This window comes from Actinokineospora sp. UTMC 2448, from assembly GCF_024760565.1.
Lineage (GTDB): Bacteria > Actinomycetota > Actinomycetes > Mycobacteriales > Pseudonocardiaceae > Actinokineospora > Actinokineospora fastidiosa.
In genome coordinates this window covers 3,981,539-4,006,674 of record NZ_CP031087.1, presented here as the reverse complement: position 1 = coordinate 4,006,674, position 25,136 = coordinate 3,981,539, and the positions used below count along the sequence as shown (strand labels likewise).

Here is a 25,136-nt window from a genome sequence, read left to right as displayed (position 1 = left end):
CGCGCTGAGCGACCGGCACCGGACGGCAGGGGCGCGGCGGACTTCAGGACAGCGGGTGTCGTCGGCGGCTGCCGGTCAGGTGGGTGGTTCGCGAGTTGCTTTGTTGGTCCGATGGGGTGGACCCGCATTCGCGGGGCCCCTAAGCGAAGCGGCGCGGGCGTGAACAAAGGGCGGAGCGGCGGAGCCGTCCACGCCCGAGCGAGGGTAGCACCGCTTCGCTCCCCACGAATGCGGGTCCACCCCATCGGACAGTGCAGGTGGGGCGTGTTGCGTCGGGTGGGTGGTTGCGCTGCTTCGACGGATCCATAAGGGAATCGTGCTGTGGGTGTTGGTTGTGGTGTTGATGTCGTCATCTTCTACATCCCCAGGTAGGCGTGGCGTAGGCGGTCGTCGGCTAGTAGGCCCTCGGCTTCCTCTACCGCCACCACCCGTCCCAGTGACAGGACATAGCCTCTGTCCGCAATGGACAGAGCGCTTCGGGCGTTCTGTTCCACCAACAGCACTGTGAGTTCGTCCCAGTCGCGCAGTTCCTCCAGTACGCGCATGATCTGCAGCGTCACGCCGGGGGCTAGGCCGAGTGACGGCTCGTCCAGGAGGAGCATGCGGGGTTTGCTCATCAGGGCCCTGCCGATGGCCAGCATCTGGCGTTCGCCGCCCGACAGGGTGCTCGCCTGGGACTTCAGGCGGGTCACCAGTGGGGGGAACAGCTCCAGGACCTGGGTCATGCTCGCCGAGACCCCGGCCTTGTCGCGCCGCCACAGGCCGCCGAGGCGGAGGTTCTCGGCGACGGTCAGTTCGGTGATCACGCCGCCGTTCTCCGGGACGTGGGCGAGGCCCATGCGGACGATGCGGTCGGGGGACCAGCCGGTGATGTCGGTGTCGTCGAAGCGGACGCGGCCGGAGGTCGGTTTCGCCAGGCCGCTGATCGTGCGGAGCAGGGTGGTCTTGCCCGCGCCGTTGGGGCCGAGGACGGCGGTGATGCTCGCGTCCTGCGTCCACAGGCTGAGTCCGTCCAGGGCCCGCACCGGGCCGTAGGTCGTGACCAGGTCGTCGATGTCCAGCACTGGGGCTCCTAGGGGGCGGCGCCGAGGTAGGCCTCGGCTACGTCGGGGTCGGCCTGGACGGCCGCGGGCGGGCCGGACGCGATGACGCGGCCGAAGTTCAGCACCGTGATCCGGTCGCACACCGTCATCACCAGGTCCATGTGGTGCTCGACCAGCACCACGGCCATCGACTCGCGCAGGCCGCCGATCAGGTCGACCAGCTCGGTGCGCTCCGATTCGGACAGTCCGGCCGCCGGCTCGTCCAGCATCAGCAGGTCCGGCTCCGACACCAGTGCCCTCGCCAGCGCGACACGCTTGCGCAACCCGTACGGCAGCGCGCCGGGCAATGCGTTCGCCCATTTCTCCACGCCGAGCGTCGTCAGCACCTCCACCGCCCGCTCGCGCAGCGCCGTCTCCTCGCGGGCGCCCCGGCCGAACAGGGCGCCGAGGGCACCTGTGCGGGCGTGGCGGTCGGCGCCGACGAGGACGTTGTCCAGGACCGTGGAGTGCTCGAAGAGTCCGAGGCCCTGCAACGTGCGCGCGATGCCCAGCCGCGCGAGGTGGTGCGGCTTGTGGTTGCGCAAGGGCTCCCCGCGCACGAGCAGGGAGCCCTCGGTGGGGCGGGTGAATCCGCAGATGACGTTGAACAACGTGGTCTTGCCCGCGCCGTTGGGACCGATGATCCCGTGCACGGTGCCCGGTTCGACGGTGACCGAGACGTCCGACAGGGCCGTGAGGCCGCCGAACCGCACCGTGACTCCCCGGGCCTCCAGTATCGACATACGGGCTCCCAGAATATGAGATGAGCGATACCGGCTGGCCGGTATGCCGGGCAATGATGGGTGCGCCCGGATCGGCTGTCAAGAACCGCGTTCGACCGGATCGGTTGCCTGACAGGCCATAGGCTCACGGCGTGAACGCACACCCCTCCGAGATCGTGCGCATGGCCGCCCGGCTGGTGAACCAGGGCGCGCGGCTGGACATGAGCGCGCTCGCCGCCGAGCTCGGCATCTCGCGCACGACGCTGTTCCGGCGCGTGGGCAACCGGGAGGACCTGCTCGGCGAGGCGCTGTGGCTGCTGTCGGACAAGACGATGCGCGCGGCGGACAAGCGCTGGCACGCCATGCACGGCGACGCCGTGCGCGATCCCGACGACGGGCTGCGCTGCCTGTGGATCATGGCCTGGTACCGGGAGGCGATCGCCGGGCACCAGGGCATGCGGATGCTGCTGGACGAGGAGCCCGTCGCCGCCATCCGGGTGCTCACCGACCCCGCCGGACGGGTGCAGCCCCGGGTCATCCAGTCGTACGTCGACCTGCTCGACCGCGACGTCGACGCGGGCGGCTTCGTGCCGGTCGTGGACGTGAAGACCCTGGCCTACGCGATCGTCCGGCTCGGCGAGACGTTCCTGTACTCCGACGTGCTGGCCTCCCGCAGCCCCGACCTGGCCGCGGTGGGCACGCTGATCGGCCGGTTGGTCGATCGGGGGTTGTGAAACACTCGCCTGTGGTGTTTCATCGGAGTCGACCCCCGTCGCCGCACTGTCCATTGGGGAGGCTCGATGTCGAGCAACTGGCCGCCCGGACTGCCCCGGTCGCTGGACTACCCGGAGGTGGGCGCGGGCGCCATCGCGCTCGGCGCCGCCAACCGCTGGGGTGACCGGCCCGCGTTCATCCGCGCCGGGGAGACCATCACCTTCGCCGAGCTGGGCAGCCGCGCCGCCCGCTTCGCCCGCGGCCTGCTCGCGGGCGGGGTCCGGCCCGGCGACCGGGTCGCCCTGCGGATGCCGAACTGCCTGGAGTTCCCCGTCGCCTACTACGGCACGCTGCTGGCCGGAGCGACGTTCGTGCCGGTCAACCCGCTGTTGCCGGAGGCGGCGGCCGCCGCGCAGATAGCCGACGCCGACGCCGTGCGCACCATCCACGCCGCCGACGTGCCGCGCATCTGCGACGGGCACTCCGACGGCCCGATCGACCCGCCCGCCACCGGCCTGGCCCACCTGGCCTACACCGGCGGCACGACCGGCGACTCCAAGGGCGTGTGCCTGCCGCACCGCAACGTCGTGGTGAACTCGCTGCAGTACGCCTGCTGGGCGAGCGGATCGCTGCCGGACGTCGACACCGACGGCGGGCTCACCCTCGACCAGGTCGGCTCGCCGGAGGAGTGGGTCACCCCGCTCGGTGAGGCCGTCGTGGTGAACCTGACGCCGTGGTTCCACGCCATGGGCACCATCGCCGGGCTCAACGTCCTGCTGCTCACCGGCACCACCACCGTCCTGCACGACCGCCTCGACCCGGCCGCGTACCTCGCCGACGCCGAACGGCTGCGCATCACGTCGATGGGCGGCGCGCCCGCGCTGTTCGCGGCGCTGCTGGCGAGTCCGGACATCGTGCGCACGGACCTGTCGTCGGTGCGGCTGATCACCTCGGGCGCGGCGCCGATGCCGCTGGAGATGATCGAACGGCTGCGCGCGCTGGCCCCCGAGGCGGTCATCGCCGAGGGCTACGGGCTCACCGAGGTCACCATGGGCGCGACGATGACGCCGACCCACCGGTCCGGCACGCACAAGCCCGGGGCTGTCGGGCTGCCGCTGTTCGACACGACGGTGCGGATCATGTCTTTGGACGGCGACGGCCCGGTCGCGACGGGGGAGCGCGGCGAGGTGTGGATCCGGGGGCCGCAGGTGATGACCGGCTACCACGGTCGGCCCGACGCGACGGCCGATGTCCTGACCGACGGCTGGCTGCGCACCGGCGACATCGGGGTCCTCGACGCGGACGGCTATCTGTCCATTGTGGACCGGCTAAAGGACATGCTGCTTTACAAGGGGTACAACGTCTACCCGCGGGAGCTGGAGGAGCTGCTGGCCGCGCACCCGGATGTCGCGGCGGGCGCGGTGGTGGGGCGTCCCGACCCGGCGGTGGGCGAGCTGCCGGTGGCCTTCGTCGTGCCCGCGCGGGCGGGGGTGCGCGAGTCCGACGTGCTGGATGACGTGAACCGGCAGGTGGTGGCGTACAAACGGCTCCGCGAGATCCGGTTCGTCTCGACCATCCCCGTCTCCGCGGCGGGCAAGATCCTCAAGCGCGAACTCCGCGCGCAGCTGGACTGACCATGGCCGGACTGGATGTGCGCGGCGCGGTCGCGGTGGTCACGGGCGGCGGCTCGGGGATCGGCGCGGCACTGTGCACGCGTCTTGCGAGCGCGGGCGCGCGGGTGGTGGTGAACGACCTGAACCCGTCCGCCGCGGACGCGGTGGCCGCGTCGATCGGGGCGGTGTCGCACCCCGGTGACGCTGCGGACCCGGAGTTCGTCGCCTCTCTGGTGGCGGTAGGGGAGCGGCTGGGGGGTGTGGACCTTTTCTGCGCGAACGCAGGGGTCGCCACAGCCGACTGGGAGACGGCGTGGCGGGTGAACGTCACGTCTCATGTGCACGCGGCGGAGGCCGTGCTGCCGCACTGGCTGGAGCGGGGCCGGGGTCGCTTCCTGTCCACGGTGTCGGCGGCAGGCCTGCTGACCCTGTTGGGGAACGCGCCTTACGCGGTGACCAAGCACGCGGCCTTGGCGTACTCGGAGTGGCTGCGCGCGACCTATGCCCATCGCGGCGTGACCGTTCAGGCGCTGTGTCCGCAGGGGGTCCTGACGCCGATGTTGACGGAGGGGCCGCTGTTGGAGTCGGCGATCACGCCGGAGGAGGTGGTGGACGTGGTGATGGAGGCTTTGGCGGGGGACAGTTTCCTGGTGCTGCCTCATCCGGAGGTGGCGGAGTACTACCACCGCCGAGCCACCGAACCGGACCGGTGGCTGGCAGGCATGAACCGCCTGCAACGCGCGTCGGAGTCGGGCTGATGGGGCCTTGCGTCTGAGCCGTCTTCCTGGAGTCGCCCGGTGAGGCTCGCCGTGAACGCTGTGCCGCCGCCCACCTGGCTGCCGCAGTGCACCGCGACCAGCAAGAACCCGATGATGCCGATCAGTTTGCCCGTGCCTCGGCTCGATCATGATCGCCAGCCAGCTGTCACCCCGCTGCCCTGACCGGTGCTACGTCCGTGCTGCGGCTTGCACCCTGGGGACACCCGACCGGAGTGCGCTGCGCCCTAGCCCATCCGTCACGTTGATCACCGCGAATTCGCGGTGGCCACCACGCCCGTCGCTTCTCCTTCCCGCCGACGCCGCCTTGGCCAACCGCCGTTCCCTGCCAGCCACACCCCCGAAGCCGCGCCGTCCCGCCAGCCGCACGATTCCTGCCAGCCGCACCGTCCCGTCGCGTGGTTCCTGCCGGTCGTGCCGTCCCGTCGCGCGGTCCCCGCTGGCCGCGCCGTCCTCGCCAGCCATACCGTCCCCGCTGGCTGCACCGTCGCCGCCAGCCGCCGCCAGCCGTGGCGACCCCGCCAGCCGCGCCATTTGGGATGGCCCTCCGCGTCCTCCGGCGGACCTGTCCGCTTCGCCCGCCCTCGGCCCACTCTAATTTCAGATGATCGCATCATCCAGATGGTCAGATCATATTTTCCCATCATCTGGAATCACACGGAGGCGGCAAGGGGGTGGGGGGCTTCGGTGGAGGCTACGAGTCTGGCGAGTTCGGTGCGGGAGCGGATGCCCAGGCGGGTGTAGATGTTGCGGAGGTGGTGGTCGACCGTGCGGGGGCTGAGGACCAGGCGGCGGGCTATTTCGCGGTTGGTTTCGCCGTCGGCGACCAGGCGGGCGATTTGGGATTGCTGGGGGGTCAGGGCGCCTACGGCGGGGGTGGGGGTGGCGGCGCGGAGTTCGGTGCGGACGCGGTCTTCCCAGTAGGTCGCGCCGTGGAGGTGGAAGAGGTGCAGGGCTTCCCGTAGGTGCCCGCGCGCGGCGGTGGGTTGGCGGTCGCGGCGGAGGTGGTGGGCGTAGAGGAGGTGGGTTCTGGCCAGTTCGAGGGTCGCGCCCGCCTGCCGGTGGAGGGCGATCGCGCGGTCGAAGTGGGTGTGCGGGGTGCGCCCGAGGAGGGCGTGGCAGCGGTGGGAGAGGGCCCGCCAACTCGGTCCGCGCAGGCTCGACGCCCACGCGTCGAAGCGGGACAGGGCGCGGGCGGCCAGGTCGGGCTCGCCGCAGCGGACAGCGGCTTCCACCAGCTGCGGGACGGCCAGCGCGCGGATGCCCGGGTGCGCCCGCCCGACCCCTGTCGCCATCGTCCGCAGTCGACACAGCGCGTCGTCCGGGCGGTCGTCGATCAGGTCGACGCACGCGCGCGTCCACGCGGCGTATGCCGCCGGGCGTCCCAACCCGCGCGAGGCGATGCGCGGGGCGGCCTCGTCCAATCGTGCCAAGGCGGTGTCGCGGTCACCGAGCGACACGGCCGCCAACGCCAACAACACCGTGTGCTCCGCGACGACGTTGCGCTGCCCCACGGCCGCCCGCCCCTCGGTAGCCGCCCGCACCGCCACCGCCACTCGATCGGCGGCGAGGGCGACGACGGCCAGGTGCGCCAGCGCCGTCGGCAGCAACACCCCGCCCCGCGCCCGCGCGACGGCCGCGGTGGCGTACTCGTAGGCCAGGTCCACCTGCCCCAACGTCAACGCCACCTCGCCCGCCCACACCAGCCTGCGCGGATCACGCGTCCGCCCGCCCAACGCCACCGCATGCCGCAACGGCGTCCGCGCCGCTCCGTGCTTCCCCGCGAAGGTGGCCGCCAGCCCCGCCCCATGCGCCGCCGCCAACGGCTCGGCCGCCCCGAGGACCGCCAACTCCCGCGCGAGCTCCGCAAGCCCACCCACGTCCCCAGCCATCCGCCGCGCCTCCCCGGCCAACATGAGCGCGACGGCCCGACTCCGAGCATCGACAAGCAACCCGGCCGCCACCACCAACTCATGCGCGGCGATCGCCGGATCCCCGTCCCGCAGCTCGATTTCCCCCCGCAACACCGCCGCCTCCCCCACAAGCGCAGGGTCGATGCCCGCAGAGACGGAACCCACCCGCGCAGCAACCGCCACTTGACCAACGCCGCCACCGCGCCGGGCTGGGCTGGCCGCTGTCCGGGATGCGACCCATGCCGGTGCGCCCGCTGCCTCGCCCCCAATGCCGGACTTGCCACGCGGGGCTGGTTCGGCCGCAGTCGAGTCGAGCGAAGCGTGGACGCTGGCCAGGTCGCCCTGCCGACCGGGGCCGGTCGCGGCTGCGCAGGCGGGACACGCCTGACCCCGGCGCGGATGGCCAGCGCAGGTCGGGTCGTGGTGGGTTGGTGGGTCTGTCGGGTGGGTCTGGGGTTGGGGGTGGCTGGCGCAGGTCGGGTCGTGGTGGGTTGGTGGGTCCGTCGGATGAATCTGCGGCCGGGGCTGGCTGGCGCAGGTGGGTTGGTCGTGGTGGGTGGGTGTGTTCGTTGGGTGAGTTTGCGGCTGGGGGTGGCTGGTGCGGGTGGGTTGGTCGTGGTGGGTGGGTGTGTTCGTTGGGTGAGTTTGCGGCTGGGGGTGGCTGGTGCGGGTGGGTTGGTCGTGGTGGTTTGGTGTGTTTGTTGGGTGAGTCTGCGGCTGGGAGTGGCTGGCGCGGGTGGGTTGGTCGTGGTGGTTTGGCGTGTTCGTCGGGCGAGTTTGCGGCTGGGGGTGGCTGGCGCGGGTGGGCTGGTCGTGGTGGGTTGGTGGGTCTGTTGGGTGAGCCTGCGGCCGGGGGTGGCTGGCGGTGGTCGGTTTGTCGGGGTGCGCTGGTTCTGTTGCGGGTGGGCATGTGGGTCGCGCCTGCGGCCGTGGGTCGGTGTGGATGGTCGGTTCGCTGGCGTGGGCGTGGTCGGTTGCGCTTATGCGGGTGGGGCATGCCGGGGGTGCGTGGACAGCCGGGTCACCGTTGGGAGGTGCTGCCGCGTCCGCCAGTGGTGGGGTGTTGTGGGCGCGCGGGGTGGTCGGGGGAGTGGAGCCGTGGCGCGGACTTGGTTCGGCTGACGCGAGTACGAGACGGGTGGTCGCCTGAGGGTCTGTCGGTTCCGCGGTGGGGAGTGGGGCGGTCAGGTGGGTGAGGTCGGCCTTCGCGCGGGCGGGGCGGCCGGAGGACCAGGCGGCGTGGGCGGCGTCGAGGAGGTGGCGGGCGCGGGCGGTCGGGTCGGTCGTCAGGGCGGCTGCCTGGCGTAGGGCGCGGGAGGCCGTGGGTGGGTCCGCGCGGCGGGCGGCTTCGGCTAGGGCTGTGGCTGTGATCGTGCCGGGGGCGGCCAGTGCGTGGTGGCACAGGGCCTTCGCCGGGTCTCGCTCCAACTCCGCCAGGGCCGCCCACGCGGCGCGGCAGGCGTGGGGGCCCGCGTGGGTGCGGATGGTTGCGGCCGTGGTGGGGGAGGGGGATCGGCCGTCGGGGGTGAGGAGGCCTGCGCGCACCGCTGTGGCTGGAGGTCGGACCTGGCCCCCGCAGGCGGCGTGGAGTATCGCCAGGCGGGCGTCCGGGGGGTGGTTGTCGTAGGCGCGGGCGATCTCTGTTCCGTAGGGGCCGGAGAGGGCCGCTGTCACCGCGGGGTCTCGGGGGTCGACCGCGCGGGCCAGTTCCAGCAGGTGGCCGGGGACGCCCCGGGCGATCTCCACGAGGGCGCCGCGGACGTCGGCGGGGAGAGGGGCGGTGTCCGCCAGCAGTTGGTCCGCGCTGTCGTCGTCCAGTGGGGACAGTTCGATCACATCCACGCCCGGAAGTGGTGCCCTGCCCGCGAAAACGAACACCGCCCCAAGGGAAGAACACCGCAGGGCGTGATGCGTCAAGAGATCCACAGTGGACTCGTCCAGCAGATCGACGTCGTCGACCAGGCACACCACGCCCGCGAAGTCCTCGACGCCCAACCGGTCCAGGCCCGCGCCCTCGATGTCGCGTTCGGACTCCACGCCCGCCACCCGCGCCACCGGGCCCCGCGCCAGCCGTGCGGTGGCGGCCAGCAGGGCGCTGCGGCCGATGCCCGGCGGACCCGTGAGCACCACCGCGCCGCCCCGGCCGGTCGCCAGGGTGGAGAGGCGGGCCATGACGTCCGCGCGGCCGTGCATCACTTGATGAAACAACATTGCCGAATGTTTCACAACCGGTGATTTCGCCGATGCGCGCCGCCGCCCCCGGTTGCCAGAGTCGGATGCGTTCCTCCCCCACTGACGAAGGAGTACGACGCCGTGCGCCGAGTCATCCCTGTGCTAGCCGGACTCGCCCTGGTCGGCAGCGTCGCCGTGGGCCCAGCCCACGCCGCGGACAACCCCTACGAGCGGGGCCCCGACCCGACCGAGTCCCTGATCGAGGCCTCCCGCGGCCCGTTCGCCACCGCAGAGGACCGGGTCTCGTCCTGGTCGGTCACCGGCTTCGGCGGCGGCACCATCTACTACCCGACGACCACGGCGGAGGGCACGTTCGGGGCCATCACCGTCTCGCCGGGCTTCACCGCCGACCAGTCCAGCCTGGCCTGGCTGGGCCCGCGCCTGGCCTCGCACGGCTTCGTGGTCATGATCATCGACACGAACTCCCGCTACGACCAGCCCGCGTCCCGGGGCGACCAGCTGCTGGCCGCCCTGGACTACCTGACGCAGCGCAGCTCGGTCCGCTCCCGGATCGACGCCTCGCGCCTGGGCGTTGCCGGGCACTCGATGGGCGGGGGCGGCTCGCTGGAGGCGGCCAAGGACCGCACCAGCCTCAAGGCCGCCGTGCCGATCGCGCCGTGGAACGGCGACAAGACCTGGCCCGAGGTGCGCACGCCCACCTTCATCATCGGCGGGGAGACCGACACCATCGCCTCAGTGGGCTCGCACGCCGAGCCGTTCTACCAGTCGCTGAGCAACGCCCGCGAGAAGGCGTACATGGAGCTCGACGGCGAGGGCCACTTCTTCCCGCAGTCGCCGAACACCACCATGGCCAAGTACATGGTCTCCTGGCTGAAGCGGTTCATCGACAACGACACCCGCTACGACCAGTTCCTCTGCCCGGCCCCCGACGACCGGGCCATCCAGGAGTACCGGGCCAGCTGCCCGCACGCCTGACCCGACCCCGGACGCCCGGACCGTGTCCCGGTCCGGGCGTTCGGCCGTTCGTGAGTGTTTTCTCCGCCGGGGGCAACAACTTTGCTTGCGATCTCAAGGATCGTTGACGCCTAGTTGACTCTCTCGTAACTTCCAAGGGTCAGTGCGCGTTTGTCATTGATTCGTGGGGGTGATCGCCGTGGCCACAGCTCTACGGACGCGTGAGGATTACGGACCCTGGCGCAACATCCCGGCGGCCGCGGCCCGCGCGCTGCGGCCGAGGATCGACGCCATCGCCGCCGAGATGGTCGAGACGATCCGGCTGGAGGTCGGGGGCTACCGCGCCGCGCCCAACACCGACGTCGGCCGGGACGTCTTCGCCGCGGTGCGCAGGGCGATCGTCCAGTTCGTCGCCCTCATCGAGAACCCGGTGGGCCCGTCGCCGGAGGACGTCGAGTTCTTCCGCAGGCTGGGCCGCACGGAGTACCGCAACGGCCGCGACCTCGACGACCTGCAGGCCGCCTACCGCGTCGGCGCCCGGGTCGCCTGCCGCCGCTACGCCCAGATCGCCCAGGCCGCCGCGCTGCCGATGACCACCGTGCTGAGCCTGAGCGACGCGGTGCTCGTGCACATAGACCACCTCGCCAACGAGTCGGCCAAGGGCTACGCCGAGGCCAAGGCGCGCGGCGCCGACGACCCGGCGCAGCGCCGCCGCGTGCTGGCCGAGCGGCTGGTCCGCCGCGACCCGCCGGACACCGGGCCGTCGACGGTGGAGCTGGCCGCCCGCGCCCGCTGGCCGCTGCCGAACCGGGTCGCCTGCCTGGTCGTCGACGACCCGGCGACCGGCCGGTTCCGCTTCGCCGATGACGTGCTGCTGCTGGAGCGCACGGGCGAGCTGACCGCCATCGTCCCCGAGTCCGGGACGGCGGCGGCGTCGGCGCTGGTCGCCGGGACGCGCGCGGCGATCGGGCCCGCGCTGCCGCTGGCCGAGACGTGGCTGTCGCGCTACTGCGCCCGGCTGGCCCTGCGCACCCTGCCGCGCTCGCAGCGCGTCATCGTCGCCGAGGACCACCTGCTCGACCTGTTCCTGCTGGCGGGCGAGCCGCTGGGCGCGCTGCTGGCCAGACGCGGCGTCGACCGGCTCGCCGACCTCGGCGCGGGCAAGGCGGCCCGGCTGGAGGAGACCTTCCACGCCCTGCTCGGCTCCTGGGGCCGCTCCGCCCCGGAGATCGCCACCGAGCTGGGCATCCACCCGCAGACCGCCCGCTACCGGCTCCGCCAGCTCGACGACGTCTTCGGCGAGCGGCTGGCCGACCCGGACTTCCGGTTCGAGGCCGAGGCGGTGCTGCGGCTGCGGGCACTGCGCAAGGGACGCTAGTTCTGGGCTACCCTCCGTCGGCGGCGGACAACGGGGGGCGGCATGGGCGAGGCACGGCCAGGGCGGGCGCGCGTGCGCTTCGGCGCCGCGGAACTGCTCGCCGACCTCGACCACCCCGGCGGCTGGCTGCTCACCGTCGACGGCGTTGCCCAGTCCTATGTGGATCTCCACGATCCCGGGCACCTGGAGTTCGACTACGTGCGCAGGCTCGGCGACGTCGTCGACCTGGCCGCGCCGCCGTCCGCGCCGCTGGCCGCGGTCCACATCGGCGGCGGGGCGTGCACCCTGCCGCGCTACCTCGCCGCCACCCGCCCCGGCTCCGCCCAGCGCGTCGTGGACGCCGACGGCGAGCTGGTCGAGTTCGTGAGCGAGCACCTGGGCCTGGACATCCCCGGCGTGCGGATCACGGTGGGCGACGGGCGCGAGTACGTCGAGGGCCTGGCCGACGACGTCGCCGACCTCGTCGTGCTGGACGCCTTCGAGCGCGCGTCCGTGCCCGGCGGCCTGGCCACGATCGAGTTCACCCGCGCCGTGGCCCGCGTGCTGACCGCGACCGGGATGTACCTGCTGAACGTCTCCGACGGCCCCGGACTGATGTTCGGCAGGCGCGTCGCGGCCACCCTGTCGGCGGTGTTCGAGCACGTCCTGCTGCTGGCCGAGCCCGGCGTCCTACGGGGCCGCCGCTACGGCAACCTGGCCTTCGCCGCGTCGGCGACCCCGCTCCCGACCTCCGGCGTCGCCGCCCGCGCCGCCGCCGCCCCGTTCCCGGCCCGCTGCCTGGCGGGCGACCACATCCCCGAGTTCACCGGCGACGCCCGCCCCCTCGCCGACGGCGACACCATGCCGTCGCCGACACCGCCGTGGGGGCTGCTGCGCGGGCCCGCTTGACGGTCAGCCCTCATCGTCGGCGCGCGCGACCTGCGCGAACCAGGTGAGCACCGCCATGAGCCGGTTAACCTGCTCGTCGTCGCTGATCACGCTGAACGGGATATTGGGGCGCAGCGTCAGGCGGACGGCGTCGATCGAAACGCCGTCCAGCGTGTTGAGCCGTTCACGCAGCTCATTCCGCATGGAGGTGTCCACGAACGGCTCCCGGCGGGCCAAGTGCTGGAAGACCACCTCGACTCGCGCGCCTGCCGGGTAGGGGTAGATGACCAGTGGCCAGATGACCGGCCGGTCGGGTCGCGCCAGTTCGAGGAAACAGGAAACCTGCTCGTGTTTGCCGTAGGTGAGCCTGCCGCCCACGGCTTCCCACCCGGACAGGACCGCCATCAGGCGCTGACGATCCTCCGGGGGCAACGCGGCGTCGATCTGCGCCCAGAAGCGGTCTCGGCGCTGCTCGGCCGCGGACGTGTCGACGGTGTCGTCCGTGGCCAGGAGGTCCTGGAGGTCTTGGGAGGTCAGGCGCTGGGCCGGTGCCGCGACGCCGTTGTCGTCGATGCGCACGCCGTCTTGGCGCAGCAACTCGTGCACGTCGCCGCGGTCGCCGTGCTCCGGCCATCGGAACAACTCGGAGACCCGGCCGTCCGAACGCAGCACCCGATAGGCGTCCGGTAGGCGGGCGAGGTTGTCGGCGATATGCCGTCCGACGGCTATCCCACTCGATCCGATGAGTGCCGCCAGGTCTCCATAGGAGGTCCACGACCCGTTCGGGATCGCGGCGATGGCGCGGTGCAGCAGCCCCCAGTCGCGGCCCTTCTCGACCCGCTTCACCCCGGCCACCGGGGCGGGCCAGATGGTCGCGGCGAGGTCGAACAACTCGTCCGCCCGCGCGTGGATCTCCGCAGCGCCCCACCGCTCGGTGGCGGCGATGCGCTTGTTCATCTCGAGGTTGCTGCTTTTGAGGATCTCCTGCTTGCGTTCGAACGGGTGATTCGACAGGCGGGCGTTGTCACCACTGAGGGTGAGATTGCCCAGCGTGTGCACCAGCCGGGCGTGCAACTCCTCGACCGTCTCGTCGGGCAGCGTCTCCTCGGCCAGGTGGGCGAGCCATTCCGGGGAGGGGTTCTGCGGCAGCACGTGCTCTATGGTCAGCGCGGTGTTGCGGAAGTCCACCGGCTCGGTGTGCCCGTACGCCTCTTCCAGCCTCCGCAGGACGACTCGCCGCTGATTTCCGCGACCGAACTGGTAGAACGGCTGGTTCCGAATCGCCTGCCGCAGGGTCTCGTCGGACGGCCAGTAACGGCGCTCGGCTGACAGCACGTGCCGCAGCCCGTCGGCGATGCCCAGGTCCGCTGGGATCTGGCCGGGCAGCTCCTGGAAGATGCGGTTGAGATTGTTCGTCGGGACGCGGCACAGGGTGCGGCGGACGAGGAAGCTCTCGATGTAGGACAGGGCGCGCAGCAGCTCGGGCCCGGTGAGCCGACCGGACTCCCGCTCGTCGAGTAGCAGCAGCAACGCCGGGCGTGCGGTGTCTGCCGCCCACTCGTTCAGCCTGCGCAGGTACGCGCGGACCTCGAGGTCGTCCTCGTGGGTCTCCGGGTCGAGGATCTTCTGGAACAGGGTGGCCTTGCGGTTGAGTTCGCGGATGTAGGCTTCGAAGACCTCCTCGGTGTCGTACTTGGCGAAGTGCTTCTGCTGGGCGGCGTACATGTCCTGCTGGCGCACCGTGCTGTGGCCGTCGAGCAGCAACTGCAGCCACATCAGCTGTTCGAGCTGCCCGACGGTCAGCTTCCTCTGCAGCGGCAGCCAGTACGTCTCGTAGACGTGGAGGCCGCGCTTGGGCAAGCGCATGAACAGGTAGTTGCGCATAAGGTCGGCCTGCGACAGCTTCAGGCCGGTGTTGTTCAGCGACTCGAAGATGCGGTGCACGTTGTCGTCGGTGTCGGCGGTCACCGAGACCAAGGTCAACCGCGAGGTGATCGCCTTCTCGATGGCCACGACGTCGCGTCCGTTGTCCCCCTGGTCGGTCGCCTCGACCAGGCGCTGACGGAAGAATCGGTAGGCCTCCGCGACCCGGCTCGGGTCGGTGCGCTCATGGGAGCCGCGAATGTGCTGCTCGTAGGACTGCCGGTCGGCCTGGGTCGGCAGGAGGCGGAAGTATGCGGGGCCGTCCTTGTACTTGTTGGTCAGGTAGAGGTCGTCGATCCGCTCACGATTGCGCTGGTTGTCAGCGGAAAGGTGGTCTCTGATCGCCGCGAGGGCGAGCGTCAGCGTCGTCAGCCGCTGCTGGCCGTCGACGACGAGCCACTGGGGGAAGGTCGCCTCACTGTTCGGCGAGGGAGCCAGGACCACCGACCCCATGAAATGGGTGGCCGCCGTCCGCTCGGCGGCAACGAGATCAGCCTGTTCGAGGATGTCCCGCCACAGCTGCTCCAGTTGGGAGTCGCTCCAGGAATACGTCCGCTGGTACAGCGGCACCTGGAACTGCATCTCACCCTGGACCAGCTTGGCCAGCGTGGTTTCCGATGCTTTCACGGTCCTCCCGTCACGTCCTGCCGACAGCGGCAAGATCGTATCGACGCGTGGACCTGTTACCTGTGGTGATCGATGGACTGGAAACCATGCGCGCCCGGGTCGGTCCGGTCGATATCGTCGCCGCGTGGTTCCCGAACTGCGCAAAGCGCGCCTTGATGACGTTCCGCGGATCGCCGAGTTGATGCGGGGGTCGGTGGAGGAGTTGTTTCCCCGGTTCCACGACGAGCGGGAGACGGCGAGTGCGGCGGTGTACCTGACCGAGCCGGACACCGTGCTCATCGGGGACGGCACGTACTTCGTCCACGAGGTCGACGGGCGGGTCGTGGCGTGTGGCGGGTGGAGCAAGCGCGGGAAGGTCTACACCGGGTCCGGGGCGCAGCCGGGGGACGACCGGGTGCTCGACCCGGCGACCGAGCCCGCGCGGGTGCGGGCGATGTTCGTGCACCGCGACTGGACCCGCCGCGGGCTGGCGCGGGCGATCCTCGACGCGTGCGTGGCGGCGGCGCGGGCGGAGGGCTTCCGGTCGTTCGTGCTCATGGCCACCCTGCCCGGCGTGCCGCTGTACCGGGCGTACGGGTTCCGCGAGGTGGAGCGCACCGCCATCCCCATGCCCGACGGCGTCGCGCTCGCGGGCGTGTCGATGACGCTTGACTTCATGTCGACCTGAAGAAGCACGGTGGTGGTCGACCCACAGGAAAGGGAGACCACCGATGACCGTCTGGGGCAAGACCGCCAGCGAGACCTACCACCGCCGCGCGACCGGGATGCTACGCGGGGTGTACCGGCTGATCGCCGCCGACATCCCCGTCCGGCCCGGCGCCGTCGTCGTCGACGTGGGCACCGGGCCCGGCCTGCTGCTGCACCGCATGACGGGGACCGGCGGCGTCCTGCACGGCGTCGACCCGTCGCCGGACATGGTCGCCATCGCCCGGGCGGCGGCCGACGCCGAGGGCCTGGCCGAGCGGCTGTCCTTCGCCACCGGGTCCGCCGAGGACCTGCCGTTCCCGGACGCGTCGGTCGACCTGCTGGTGTCGTCGCTGTCGCTGCACCACTGGGTCGACCACGCCAAGGCCGCCGCCGAGGCCCGCCGGGTGCTGCGCCCGGGCGGGCGGCTGCTCGCCTACGACTTCCGCTTCGTCAGGATGGGCGCGGCGGCCGCCGCCATGCGCGCGGAGTTCGGGCAGGTCAGCCGAACGCCGGTGCGGCTGGCGTTCGCCCGGCTGGCGGCGAGCTGACGTAGGCGTCGACCTTCGCGGTGAAGTCCGGGCAGGTGCGGAAGTCCTCAGCCGGGCACTCGGCGGCGTGGTCGAGCAGTTCCAGCGACGCCCGCAGCGCCGCGATCCTGGCCCGCAGCGCCGCGCGGTGCTCGTCGAGCACCGCGCGGCGCGAGCCCGGCCGCGCCAGCAGGGTCCGGATCTGCTCCAGCGACAGCCCGCTGTCCTTGCCGATGCGGATGACCGCCACCGTCGTCACGTGGCTCTCGTCGTAGACGCGCCTGCCGTTGGCGCGGCGGGCCGGGGACAGCAGGCCCATCTCCTCCCAGTGCCGCAGCACGTGGGTGGCCAGCCCGAACCGCGCCGCCAGCTCTCCGATCGTCATGTTCACGTCAACGTGAAGGCCGAGTCGGGCGTTCCCTAGATGTCGGCCTTCACGAACTCGTAGGCGCTGGCCGCGGGGGAGGTGATGTTGTACTTGACCGTCGCCAGGCCGAACGGCTTCGCCGGGTCGACGCGGAAGATCGTCGTGCTGCGCGGCGGGTTGCGGCTCTCCGCCGGGCCGTACCGGTACTCCCCGGAGAGGCCGTCGAACGCCACGGCGCCCAGCTCGCGGGACGCGGCCAGCAGGCCGTCACGGGACAGGTCGCCGCGTTCGACGGCCTTCTCCAGCAGCGCGGTCATGGCGCGGGCCTGGTTGTAGCCGAAGGCGAAGTAGTAGTCCGGCTGCTGCTGCGGCGCGAACCGCTCCATCCGCGACACCATGTCCTGCATCCCGGGCACCTCGGTGTCGCCCCACTCGGTGCCCTCGGCCGCGAGCAGCACGTTGGCCTGCAGATACGGCGCCAGCGGCGACTGCGCCAGCGCCCCGACCCACGACGGCGACTGCCCGTACCAACGCGGCGCGAACCGGGCCTGCGCGGCAGTGCCCCAGATCTTGCCCGCGTCCGTCGGGGTGGCCACCAGGAACACCATCTGGCAGCCCGCGCCCGCCAGGGCCTGGATCTGGCCGGCGTAGTTCTCCGTGCCCGCCTTGAACCGCTGGGTGTTGGCCACCGCGAAGCCCATGCGCTCGGCGGCGAAGTCGATGCCCGCCTGCCCGGCCTCGCCGTAGACGTCGTCCTGGATCATCGTGCACACCACCGACTGCGGTGAGCCGCCACCATCTGACAGGTAGTGCTCCATGACGTTGATGGCCTGGATCTGATACGGCGCGCCGACCGGCAGCAGGTTCTCCTCGCGCACCCACAGCGCGTCCAGTGACGCGGGCGCGGCGACGATCCGGTCCGCGCGCAGCAGCGGCAGCACGGCCAGGGTGGACGGCGTGCCCAGCACCTGGGTGAACGCCGCGACCTCGCCCTTGATCTTGTTGTACTGCTGCACCGTCACGTCCGGCTGGTACTGGGTGTCCTCCTGCACCAGCTCCACCTTGTACTTGCCCGCGATGCCGCCGTCGGCGTTGACCTGGTCGAACCAGACCTTGTTCCCGGTGGTCAGCGGCTGCCCGATGACCGCGACCGGCCCGGACAGCGGCGAGAGCACGCCGAGGCGGATGGTCGTGCCGTCGAAGCCGGGGACCGCGGCGGGCGCGCCCGCCGTGCCCGCCCCGGCGTTCCCGCCGTCTCCGCCCGCGCCGCCGCAGGACGCGGTCAGGGCCAGTGCGGCCAGCGCCGCGGTGAGTGCCGCTCGGTTCATTCTCTCGGCCTCCTAGTACGAGAACGGCCAGGTCCGGAAATACGTCTTGATCCGCAGCCAGATCCCCGCCAGCCCGCGGGGCTCGACCACCAGGAACACCACGATGAGCACGCCGAAGATCGCCTGGTTGAGGGCGAACACGCTGATGAACCCGTCCCCGCCGACGGAGGTCTGCACGCCGGGGATGACGTCGCTGTAGCGGTCGATGAGCGCGGGCAGCGCCCCGACGAAGATCGCGCCGAGCACCGCGCCGAAGATCGTGCCCAGCCCACCGACGATGACGATCGCGATGTACTGGATCGACAGCAGCAGGTTCCACTCGTCCGGGCTGACGAACTGCTGGTACGCCCCGAACAGCGCGCCCGCGACCGCCGCGATCGCGCTGGAGACCATGAAGGCGGCGATCTTGTACCGGCCCGCGCGGACCCCGATGACCTCCGCTGCCTGGTCGCGGTCGCGGATGGCCTGCAGCGCCCGGCCCGGGCGCGTGCGCACGAGGTTCTTGGCCAGCAGGGCGGTCAGGCCGACCAGCGCCCAGACCAGCCAGAACCAGCCCTGGTTGCGGGAGTAGACCTCGCCTGCGACCTCGATCCGCGACAGGTCGACCGGCCCCAATGCGGTCGAGGCCGTGACCGACGTGCCGGAGTTTCCGCCGGTCAGCGGGCGCAGGTTGCGCCACAGGTGCTCGCCGACGAAGACCAGGCCCAGGGTGACGATCGCCAGGTAGTGGCCGCGCAGGCGCAGGGTGAACGGGCCGATCAGCCCGCCCAGCGCCGCGCCGACCATGGCGGCCGCGGCCAGCCACAGCGGGAGCGGCAGGCCGAGCGTGCCGCCCGCGATCGCGGTGCAGTAGGCGCCCGCGCCGATGAAGAACGCGTGGCCCAGCGAGACCTGGCCGCAGTAACCGGTGAGCAGGTTGAGCCCGATCGCGCCGATCGCGGTGATGCCCACGTAGATGAGGACGGACAGCCAGAAGTCCTCGCGGACGACCGTCGGGAGCACGGCGAACACCGCGAGCATCGCGACCAGGCCGGTGCGGGCGGCCGGGGTGCCGAACAGGCGCAGGTCCTGCCCGTGGTCGCGGACCAGGTTGCGGTGCGGGCGGGCCATCAGATCCGCCGGACGTCTCGGGTGCCCAGCAGGCCGTACGGTCTGACCAGCAGGATCAGGATCATGATGAGGTAGGGCACGATCACCGACACGTTGTCTCCCGCCCATGCGAAGAGGTGGTCCTGGTACCCGCGGGTCAGCGCCTCGGCGAGGCCGATGACCAGCCCGCCGAGCACCGCGCCGGTGGGGGAGTCCACGCCGCCGAGGATCATCGCCGGGAACGCGGCCAGCGCGATGAACCCGATCGACGGCGACAGCCCGCCCGGCCCCGCGGCGAGGGTGATCCCGGCCAGCGCAGCCAGCGCGGCGGCGATCGCCCAGGACACCGCGTAGACCCGGCGCGCGCTGATCCCCTGCGCCAGCGCGGCCTCCGGGTCGAACGCGGTGGCGCGCATCGCCAGGCCGAAGTCGGAGTGGCGGAAGAACAGGAAGAAGCCGAGCACGGCCGCGGCCGTCAGCCCGATCGTCCACAGGTCCCGCACGCCCAGCACCAGCCCGCCCACGGTGACGGTGTCGATGTTCCACGGGTTGGTGACCTGGAGGTTCTCGAAGCCCCAGATCGCGGTGATGACCGGCTCGATGACGAACAGCAGCCCGATGGTGATCATGATGACGGCGAACGGCGGCTGCCCGACCATGCGCCGCAGCACGATCCGCTCGACGGCCGCGCCCGCGACCGCCGCGGCCAGGCACGCCAGGACCACGGCGACCGCGAAGGCCATGGCCAGGCTCGTCGAGAAGGTGTAGCCGAGGTACGCGCCCAGGGCCAGCAGGCCGCCCTGGGCGAAGTTGATGACGCCCGTGGCCTTGTAGATGACCACGAAACCGAGCGCCACCAGGGCGTAGGTGCAGCCCAGGGACAGGCCCGCGAAGACGTTCTGCAGCAGCGCGGTCACCGGTACATCGCCTCGATCCGCTCGGCGAAGCGCTCGGTGATGGCCGCGCGCTTGACCTTCTGGGTGGCGGTCAGGTCGCCGTCCTCGTGGTCGAGTTCGCGGGTGATGGTCGTGAAGCGCTTGACGCGCTCCACCTGGGACAGCTCCGCGTTGACCTCGTCGACCACCTGCTGGATGAGCGCGTGCACCTCCGGTTTGGCGGAGAGGTCGGCGTAGGTGGTGTAGGCGATCCCCCTGCGGGTGGCCCAGTCGCCGACGGTGTCCCGCTCGATCCCGATGAGGGCGGTCAGGTACTTGCGGCGGTCGCCGACGACGACGGCCTCGCGGACGTAGGGGGAGACCTTCAGCCGGTTCTCGATCTCCGACGGGGAGACGTTCTTGCCGCCCGCGGTGATGATGATGTCCTTCTTGCGGTCGGTGATCCGCAGGTAGCCGTCGTCCAGCTTGCCGACGTCGCCGGTGTGCAGCCAGCCGTCGGGGTCCACCGCGGCGGCCGTGGCGGCGGGGTCGTCGAGGTAGCCCTGGAACACGCCCGCCGAGCGGGTCAGGATCTCCCCGTCGGGCGCGATCCGCAGCTCCACCCCGGGCAGGGGGCGGCCCACCGCGCCGAGGCGCACGTCGCCGGGCGGGGTCAGCGTGCAGATGGCGGTGTTCTCCGTCTGGCCGTAGCCCTCGCGCACGGGGATGCCGATGGCCCACAGGAACTCCAGGACCTGGGGCGAAATCGGCGCGGCCCCGCTGATCGCCACGCGCACCCGCGCCATCCCCAGCTTCTCCCGCAGCGCCCGGAACACCAGCACCTCGGTCAGCGCCAGGACGATCCTGTCCGCGGCGGTGGTGGCGTCGGCCATCCGGCGGGGCGCTATCCGGCGGCCCTGTCTCAGGCAGGCGCGGTAGACCGCGCGCTTGAGCCGTGTGGCGTCGGCCATGCGGATCTCCACGCCCGCCATCAGCTTCTCCCACACCCGGGGCACGCCGAGGAACACCGTCGGCTGCACCTCGCGCAGGTCCTGCCGGAACGCCGCGCCGCCCTCGCCGAAGTTGACCACCAGGCCCGCCCACACGCCGTCGATGACGGTCAGCAGGCGCTCGGCGATGTGGCACAGCGGCAGGTAGCTCAGGATCTCGTCGTTCCGCGCCGCGCCCAGGGCCTCGATGAACGCCGTCCCGGCGGCCACCAGGTTCGCGTGCGAGATCATCGCGCCCTTCGGCGGGCCGGTGGTGCCCGAGGTGTAGACCAGGATCGCGGTCGACCCCGGGTCCAGCGCGGCGACGGCGCGGGCGTAGTCGGCGCGCTCGCCGTCGGCGGCCAGCTCGGCGAAGGTCAGCACGCCGTCGGACAGGCGGACGCCCTTGGGATCGATCAGGACGATGTGGCGCAGGTGCGGCAGCCGGTCGCGCACGGCCACCGCCTTGTCGTACTGCTCCTCGTCCTCGGCGATGAGCAGGACCGCCCGCGAGTGCCGCAGCAGGTACTCCACCTCCGCGGGGGGCGAGGTCGGGTAGACCCCCATCGTCTGCGCGCCGATGCCCTGCGCGGCCAGGTCGGCGACCACCCACTCCGGACGGTTCTCCGCGTGCACCGCGATCCGGTCGCCCGGGCGCACGCCCAGGCGGCGCAGTCCCTCGGCGGTCCTGGCCACCCAGTCGGCGTACTCCGACCACGTCCACTCGCGCCAGACGCCCCGGCGCTTGTGGCGCAGGGCGACGTCGTCCGGGCGCTCGGCCGCCAGCCGCAGGAGCCTGCCCGGCAGGGAGTCCACCGCCGTCACGCGCCACCGCCCAGGTACGCCTCGACGACGCACGGGTCGTCGCGGACCTCGTCGGGCGTGCCCGCGGCGATGACGACGCCGAAGTCCAGCGCCACCACCCGGTCGGCCAGGTCCATCACCAGGCGCATGTCGTGCTCGACCAGGATCATCGCCAGACCCAGCTCCCGGCGGGCCTGCACCAGGTAGCGGGCCATGTCCTCGGTCTCCTCGACGTTCATCCCGGCGACCGGCTCGTCGAGCAGCAGCAGGCGCGGCTCCATCGCCAGGGCGCGGCCCAACTCGGCGCGCTTGGCCACCCCGTACGGCAGCAGCCCGGCCGGGGTGCGGCGGTAGGGCTCCAGCTCCAGCAGCTCGATGACGTCCTCCACGGCAGCGCGGTGCTCGATCTCCTCCCGCTTGGCCCGACCCCACCACGCCATCCCGGCCAGGAACCCGGTCCGCATCAGGTGATGGCGGCCCAGCATCAGGTTGTCCACAAGGGACAATTGGGGGAACAGGCCGAGGTTCTGGAACGTCCGCGCGACGCCCATCCCGGCGATCGCGGCGGGGGCCCTGCCGATCAGCGACTCGCCGCCCAGCTCGATCGTGCCCCGCTGCGGGCGGTAGACGCCGTTGAGGCAGTTGAACACCGAGGTCTTCCCCGCCCCGTTCGGGCCGATCACCGCCAGCAGCTCGCCAGGGGCGACGGTGAAGCCGACGCCGTCGAGCGCGGTCACGCCGCCGAAGCGCAGCGTCAGGTCCGCCACCGCCAACAGTGGCCCGGACGCCTGCCCCGAGGCGGCGGGGGCCGGGGCGCTCACGCGCTCCATCGCTTCTTCCTCCGGTAGCTCTTGACCTCGGCGAACGAGCGGCGCTCCCCGTCGGCGGGGGCGCCGAGGTAGAACTCGCGGATGTCGGCGTCGGCGAGCAGGTCGGCGGCCGGGCCGTCGCGCACGACCGAGCCGACCTCCAGGACATAGCCGTGGTCGGCGATGGACAGCGCCATCACGGCGTTCTGCTCGACCAGCAGCACGCTGGTGCCCTGGGCGTTGATCTCGGCGATGATGTCGCGCACCTGCGCCACCAGCCTCGGCGCGAGCCCCAGCGACGGCTCGTCGAGCAGCAGCAGCCGGGGCGCGGCCATCAGCGCCCGCCCGATGGCCAGCATCTGCTGCTCGCCGCCCGACAGGTACCCGGCGACGGACCCGCGCCGGGCGGCCAGCACGGGGAACAGGTCGAACACGCGCTCCAGCGACTCCTTGGCCAGCGCGCGGGCGCGGCGGGTGTGCGCGCCGACGCGCAGGTTCTCCTCGACGGTCAGCTCGGCGAAGACGCGCCTGCCCTCCATGACCTGCGCGACGCCGCGCCGCACGACGTCGGCGGGGTCCGCGCCGGTCACGTCGACGCCCGCCACGGCGACCGAGCCCTTGGTGATCCGCCCCCGGTGGGGGCCGAGCAGGCCGGTCACCGCGCGCAGGAGCGTGGTCTTGCCCGCGCCGTTCGCGCCGAGGAGGGCCACGACGGCGCCCTCCGGGACGGTCAGGCTCAGGCCGCGCAGGACCAGGACGACGTCGTCGTAGACGACCTCCAGGTTCGCCACCGCCAGGATCGGGTCCGCCACGGCCCCTCCCGCCGAAAGTGATCCGCCTCACATTGAGCACGGACGTTAGACCGGCGCGTCGGTCGGCGACAAGAGGACTTCATCGAACAATTGCTGCCGCCGGAGTAGGTGGCGGTTCTTGAACGTTGTTCTAGAGGGGCCGCCTGCTGCGGTCGCGATGTCCACAGTGGCCTGGGAGTTCGGGTCAGCCGGTGAGGACCGCGAGGCGGGCGGCGGCGCCGTCGAGGCAGCGTTCGATCGCGTAGTCGTAGAAGCTCGCGTAGTACCCGGCCACCTGTTCGGGGTTCTCGGCCGGGCAAGCCTCGGGGTTGGCGGCGCGGTCGTCCTCCATGGCGAGGAACTGGCACGCGGTGACCAGTAGCAGGTTGTAGGTCAGCACGCTCTCCTTGCCGAAACCGGCCTCCTGCAGCAGGCGTACACCGCGGTCGACGATGGGGGCCGCCGCGCGCACGCCCGGGCCGTGCAGGGCGAACCGCCTGGCCACGCCCGGGTAGCGGCTCAGCAGGCCGCGCAGCTCGCCCAGCAGGACGCGGAACCAGTCGCGCCACGGCAGCTCCTCGGGCGGGACGGGGAGCATGCCGACGACCCGTTCCAGCACCTCGGCCAGCACGGCGTCGCGGCTGCCGACGTGGTGGTAGACGACCGCCGGATATGCCTGCACCACGGCCGCGAGCTGGCGGACCGTCCACTTCTCCAGCCCGTGCTCCATCGTCAGCGCCACCGCCGCGTCGATGATCCGGGCGGGGGTGACCGCGGGCAGTCCCGCGGCCGGACGGGAGCGCGGGCGGGTCGGTGTCGGCCTGGCCATCCGCCCAGATTAGTTGACCACGGCGAGGTCACCGGGCGTTTCTTGAACAGTGGGCAACAAAGAGGGCGGCGCCGCTTGGGGGTCGGTGGCGCGGTCGATCGCGGTTGAGGCGGGCTGGACGGGGCTGAGAAGGGGGTCATCCGGCGGGGGCCGTGTGGGTGAACCGGGGGTTGATGCGCGGGGAAGCGTCCGGCCGCGACTGTCCATTGGCGACTGAGCCGCGGGTCTGGGCAGCACCATGCCCGAGCGCTACGATGTACCCTCCGGCCTGGCAGGTGCACCCGGGAGGTCAAGCCGCGGCATGGTCACTCGACGCGCGTACCGCAAATGGCGGGCGCTGGTGGCGGACCTCCCACTGCCCGACCCGTTCACCGTCCCCGACCTGGTCGCCGCCATCGCCGAGCGCCGGGGCAGGCCCATCGACATCGGCACCCTCCCGGGCGGCGCCACCGCCCAGACCTGCGGCGTGTGGTTCCAACTGGTCGACCGCGACGTGATCCTGGTCGAGGAGAACACCTCGGCCTTCCACCGCGACCACATCGTCCTGCACGAACTCGGGCACATGCTCTGCGACCACCGCGGCGGCGACACCTTCGGCGACCTCACCCGACTCCTCCCCGACCTCTCCCCGGACCTCGTGCGCCGAATGCTCAACCGCACCGCCTACACCAACGACGAGGAACAGGAGGCCGAACTGGTGGCCAGCCTCATCCGGATCACCGCGGAGACCAGGGCGCCCAACGCCCAGCCCGGCGTCCTCGGCAACCTCGCCGCCGCTCTCGGCCTCGGCCGGGGCACCCGGTGACCCCTGCGGTCCCCCCACCTGGCCCTCAGCCCACCCGACCCGACCCTGACCTGTGGGGATGGTCGCTGACCACCCAGCCCGCGAACCTTGAGAGCCGCCCACTGACGAAAGCCGCCTCGGCGCGGGCCGCGGACCTGCGGGGGCGTGTGGTGGGCAAGGTCTTTCCGGTACGGCGAGGCGGTCTGGAGGGCGGCGATTCGGCGCGGGCTGTGGGCCTGTGGAGGCGTGTGGTGGGCAAGGGCGGGTCGCCGCGTGTCGGGGCGTTTGGCGGACGGGCGGGGTGGGCAGTGGGTCTGTCGGGGCGTGGGGTGAGCAAGGGCGGCTCGGTGCGTGTCGGGGCGTTTGGCGGGGGCTTGGGGGTTCTGGGCCTGTGGGGGCGTGCTGTGGGCGAAGGCTGGGCGGCGGGCGAAGGCGGGGCCGCGCGGGTGGATGAGTTTGTCGGAGTGTCGGTGCGGGTTTTGGATCTCCGGGAGT

At 71.9% G+C, this 25,136-nt stretch carries 22 protein-coding genes; 10 read left to right on the top strand and 12 right to left on the bottom strand.

Annotation, left to right across the window (positions count from 1 at the left end; genetic code table 11):
• Positions 1 to 356: 356 nt before the first annotated feature.
• Together Actkin_RS18165 and Actkin_RS18160 are read right to left on the bottom strand one after the other, a co-directional pair.
• The gene (locus Actkin_RS18165) at positions 357 to 1,064 is read right to left on the bottom strand and encodes an ABC transporter ATP-binding protein (RefSeq protein ID WP_189210718.1); all 708 of its coding nucleotides are present in this window, start codon (positions 1,062 to 1,064) and stop codon (positions 357 to 359) included.
• An 8-nt stretch (positions 1,065 to 1,072) separates the two neighbouring features.
• Complete coding sequence (locus tag Actkin_RS18160) at positions 1,073 to 1,825, bottom strand: ABC transporter ATP-binding protein (protein WP_189210717.1); 753 nt, start codon at positions 1,823 to 1,825, stop codon at positions 1,073 to 1,075.
• A 131-nt stretch (positions 1,826 to 1,956) separates the two neighbouring features.
• Here Actkin_RS18160 and Actkin_RS18155 point away from each other — a divergent pair, with 131 nt between their 5' ends.
• The 3 genes from Actkin_RS18155 (at position 1,957) to Actkin_RS18145 (ending at position 4,889) form a co-directional block, all read left to right on the top strand.
• Positions 1,957 to 2,538 (top strand): TetR/AcrR family transcriptional regulator, encoded by a 582-nt coding sequence (locus Actkin_RS18155; protein ID WP_229786878.1) that lies wholly within the window; start codon positions 1,957 to 1,959, stop codon positions 2,536 to 2,538.
• A 66-nt stretch (positions 2,539 to 2,604) separates the two neighbouring features.
• The gene (locus tag Actkin_RS18150; RefSeq protein WP_258903532.1) at positions 2,605 to 4,152 is read left to right on the top strand and encodes a class I adenylate-forming enzyme family protein; all 1,548 of its coding nucleotides are present in this window, start codon (positions 2,605 to 2,607) and stop codon (positions 4,150 to 4,152) included.
• A gap of 2 nt (positions 4,153 to 4,154) precedes the next feature.
• Positions 4,155 to 4,889 (top strand): SDR family oxidoreductase, encoded by a 735-nt coding sequence (locus Actkin_RS18145; RefSeq protein WP_258903531.1) that lies wholly within the window; start codon positions 4,155 to 4,157, stop codon positions 4,887 to 4,889.
• A 671-nt stretch (positions 4,890 to 5,560) separates the two neighbouring features.
• On the opposite strand, the gene Actkin_RS32635 is transcribed toward Actkin_RS18145, so the two are convergent.
• Positions 5,561 to 6,934, bottom strand: coding sequence for a LuxR family transcriptional regulator (locus Actkin_RS32635; protein WP_309569072.1), 1,374 nt, complete (start codon positions 6,932 to 6,934; stop codon positions 5,561 to 5,563).
• A 1,602-nt stretch (positions 6,935 to 8,536) separates the two neighbouring features.
• Here Actkin_RS32635 and Actkin_RS18135 point away from each other — a divergent pair.
• The 4 genes from Actkin_RS18135 (at position 8,537) to Actkin_RS18120 (ending at position 12,233) form a co-directional block, all read left to right on the top strand.
• Positions 8,537 to 9,055, top strand: a complete 519-nt coding sequence (locus tag Actkin_RS18135; protein ID WP_258903530.1) for a hypothetical protein — start codon at positions 8,537 to 8,539, stop codon at positions 9,053 to 9,055.
• A 78-nt stretch (positions 9,056 to 9,133) separates the two neighbouring features.
• Positions 9,134 to 9,988 (top strand): alpha/beta hydrolase family protein, encoded by an 855-nt coding sequence (locus Actkin_RS18130; protein WP_258903529.1) that lies wholly within the window; start codon positions 9,134 to 9,136, stop codon positions 9,986 to 9,988.
• A gap of 178 nt (positions 9,989 to 10,166) precedes the next feature.
• Positions 10,167 to 11,345, top strand: a complete 1,179-nt coding sequence (locus Actkin_RS18125) for a PucR family transcriptional regulator (RefSeq protein ID WP_189210712.1) — start codon at positions 10,167 to 10,169, stop codon at positions 11,343 to 11,345.
• A 42-nt stretch (positions 11,346 to 11,387) separates the two neighbouring features.
• Entirely contained in the window at positions 11,388 to 12,233 is an 846-nt protein-coding gene (locus tag Actkin_RS18120; RefSeq protein ID WP_258903528.1) for a spermidine synthase, read from the top strand.
• A 3-nt stretch (positions 12,234 to 12,236) separates the two neighbouring features.
• Here Actkin_RS18120 and Actkin_RS18115 read toward each other — a convergent pair whose 3' ends face one another.
• On the bottom strand, positions 12,237 to 14,906 hold the full coding sequence (locus Actkin_RS18115; protein ID WP_258903527.1) for a GmrSD restriction endonuclease domain-containing protein: 2,670 nt from the start codon (positions 14,904 to 14,906) through the stop codon (positions 12,237 to 12,239).
• Between Actkin_RS18115 and Actkin_RS18110 the strand changes: the two genes are divergently transcribed.
• Both Actkin_RS18110 and Actkin_RS18105 read left to right on the top strand, forming a co-directional pair.
• Positions 14,887 to 15,429, top strand: a complete 543-nt coding sequence (locus Actkin_RS18110) for a GNAT family N-acetyltransferase (RefSeq protein WP_229786876.1) — start codon at positions 14,887 to 14,889, stop codon at positions 15,427 to 15,429. The two genes, Actkin_RS18115 and Actkin_RS18110, sit on opposite strands and share 20 nt — an antisense overlap.
• A gap of 43 nt (positions 15,430 to 15,472) precedes the next feature.
• The gene (locus tag Actkin_RS18105) at positions 15,473 to 15,997 is read left to right on the top strand and encodes a class I SAM-dependent methyltransferase (protein ID WP_258903526.1); all 525 of its coding nucleotides are present in this window, start codon (positions 15,473 to 15,475) and stop codon (positions 15,995 to 15,997) included.
• Here the strand turns inward: Actkin_RS18105 and Actkin_RS18100 are convergent.
• The 8 genes from Actkin_RS18100 to Actkin_RS18065 all read right to left on the bottom strand — a co-directional run bounded on the left by Actkin_RS18100 (position 15,948) and on the right by Actkin_RS18065 (position 23,857).
• Entirely contained in the window at positions 15,948 to 16,361 is a 414-nt protein-coding gene (locus Actkin_RS18100; protein WP_189210709.1) for a MerR family transcriptional regulator, read from the bottom strand. The genes Actkin_RS18105 and Actkin_RS18100 overlap by 50 nt on opposite strands.
• Before the next feature lie 35 nt (positions 16,362 to 16,396).
• On the bottom strand, positions 16,397 to 17,671 hold the full coding sequence (locus Actkin_RS18095) for an ABC transporter substrate-binding protein (RefSeq protein WP_258903525.1): 1,275 nt from the start codon (positions 17,669 to 17,671) through the stop codon (positions 16,397 to 16,399).
• 12 nt (positions 17,672 to 17,683) lie between these two features.
• Positions 17,684 to 18,781: a branched-chain amino acid ABC transporter permease gene (locus Actkin_RS18090; RefSeq protein ID WP_258903524.1), complete on the bottom strand. Its 1,098-nt coding sequence runs from the start codon at positions 18,779 to 18,781 to the stop codon at positions 17,684 to 17,686.
• Positions 18,781 to 19,677 (bottom strand): branched-chain amino acid ABC transporter permease, encoded by an 897-nt coding sequence (locus Actkin_RS18085; RefSeq protein WP_258903523.1) that lies wholly within the window; start codon positions 19,675 to 19,677, stop codon positions 18,781 to 18,783. The genes Actkin_RS18090 and Actkin_RS18085 overlap by 1 nt, the downstream gene beginning before the upstream one ends.
• Positions 19,674 to 21,449, bottom strand: a complete 1,776-nt coding sequence (locus tag Actkin_RS18080; RefSeq protein WP_258903522.1) for an AMP-dependent synthetase/ligase — start codon at positions 21,447 to 21,449, stop codon at positions 19,674 to 19,676. The genes Actkin_RS18085 and Actkin_RS18080 overlap by 4 nt, the downstream gene beginning before the upstream one ends.
• Complete coding sequence (locus tag Actkin_RS18075; protein ID WP_258903521.1) at positions 21,446 to 22,258, bottom strand: ABC transporter ATP-binding protein; 813 nt, start codon at positions 22,256 to 22,258, stop codon at positions 21,446 to 21,448. Before Actkin_RS18075 ends, Actkin_RS18080 begins: the two co-directional genes overlap by 4 nt.
• Entirely contained in the window at positions 22,246 to 23,037 is a 792-nt protein-coding gene (locus Actkin_RS18070) for an ABC transporter ATP-binding protein (RefSeq protein ID WP_396122998.1), read from the bottom strand. The genes Actkin_RS18075 and Actkin_RS18070 overlap by 13 nt, the downstream gene beginning before the upstream one ends.
• Positions 23,038 to 23,233: 196 nt before the next feature.
• The gene (locus Actkin_RS18065; RefSeq protein ID WP_258903519.1) at positions 23,234 to 23,857 is read right to left on the bottom strand and encodes a TetR/AcrR family transcriptional regulator; all 624 of its coding nucleotides are present in this window, start codon (positions 23,855 to 23,857) and stop codon (positions 23,234 to 23,236) included.
• Positions 23,858 to 24,158: 301 nt separating this feature from the next.
• On the opposite strand from Actkin_RS18065, the gene Actkin_RS18060 reads away from it, so the two are divergent.
• Positions 24,159 to 24,662, top strand: coding sequence for a hypothetical protein (locus Actkin_RS18060; RefSeq protein ID WP_189210703.1), 504 nt, complete (start codon positions 24,159 to 24,161; stop codon positions 24,660 to 24,662).
• Positions 24,663 to 25,136: the final 474 nt, after the last annotated feature.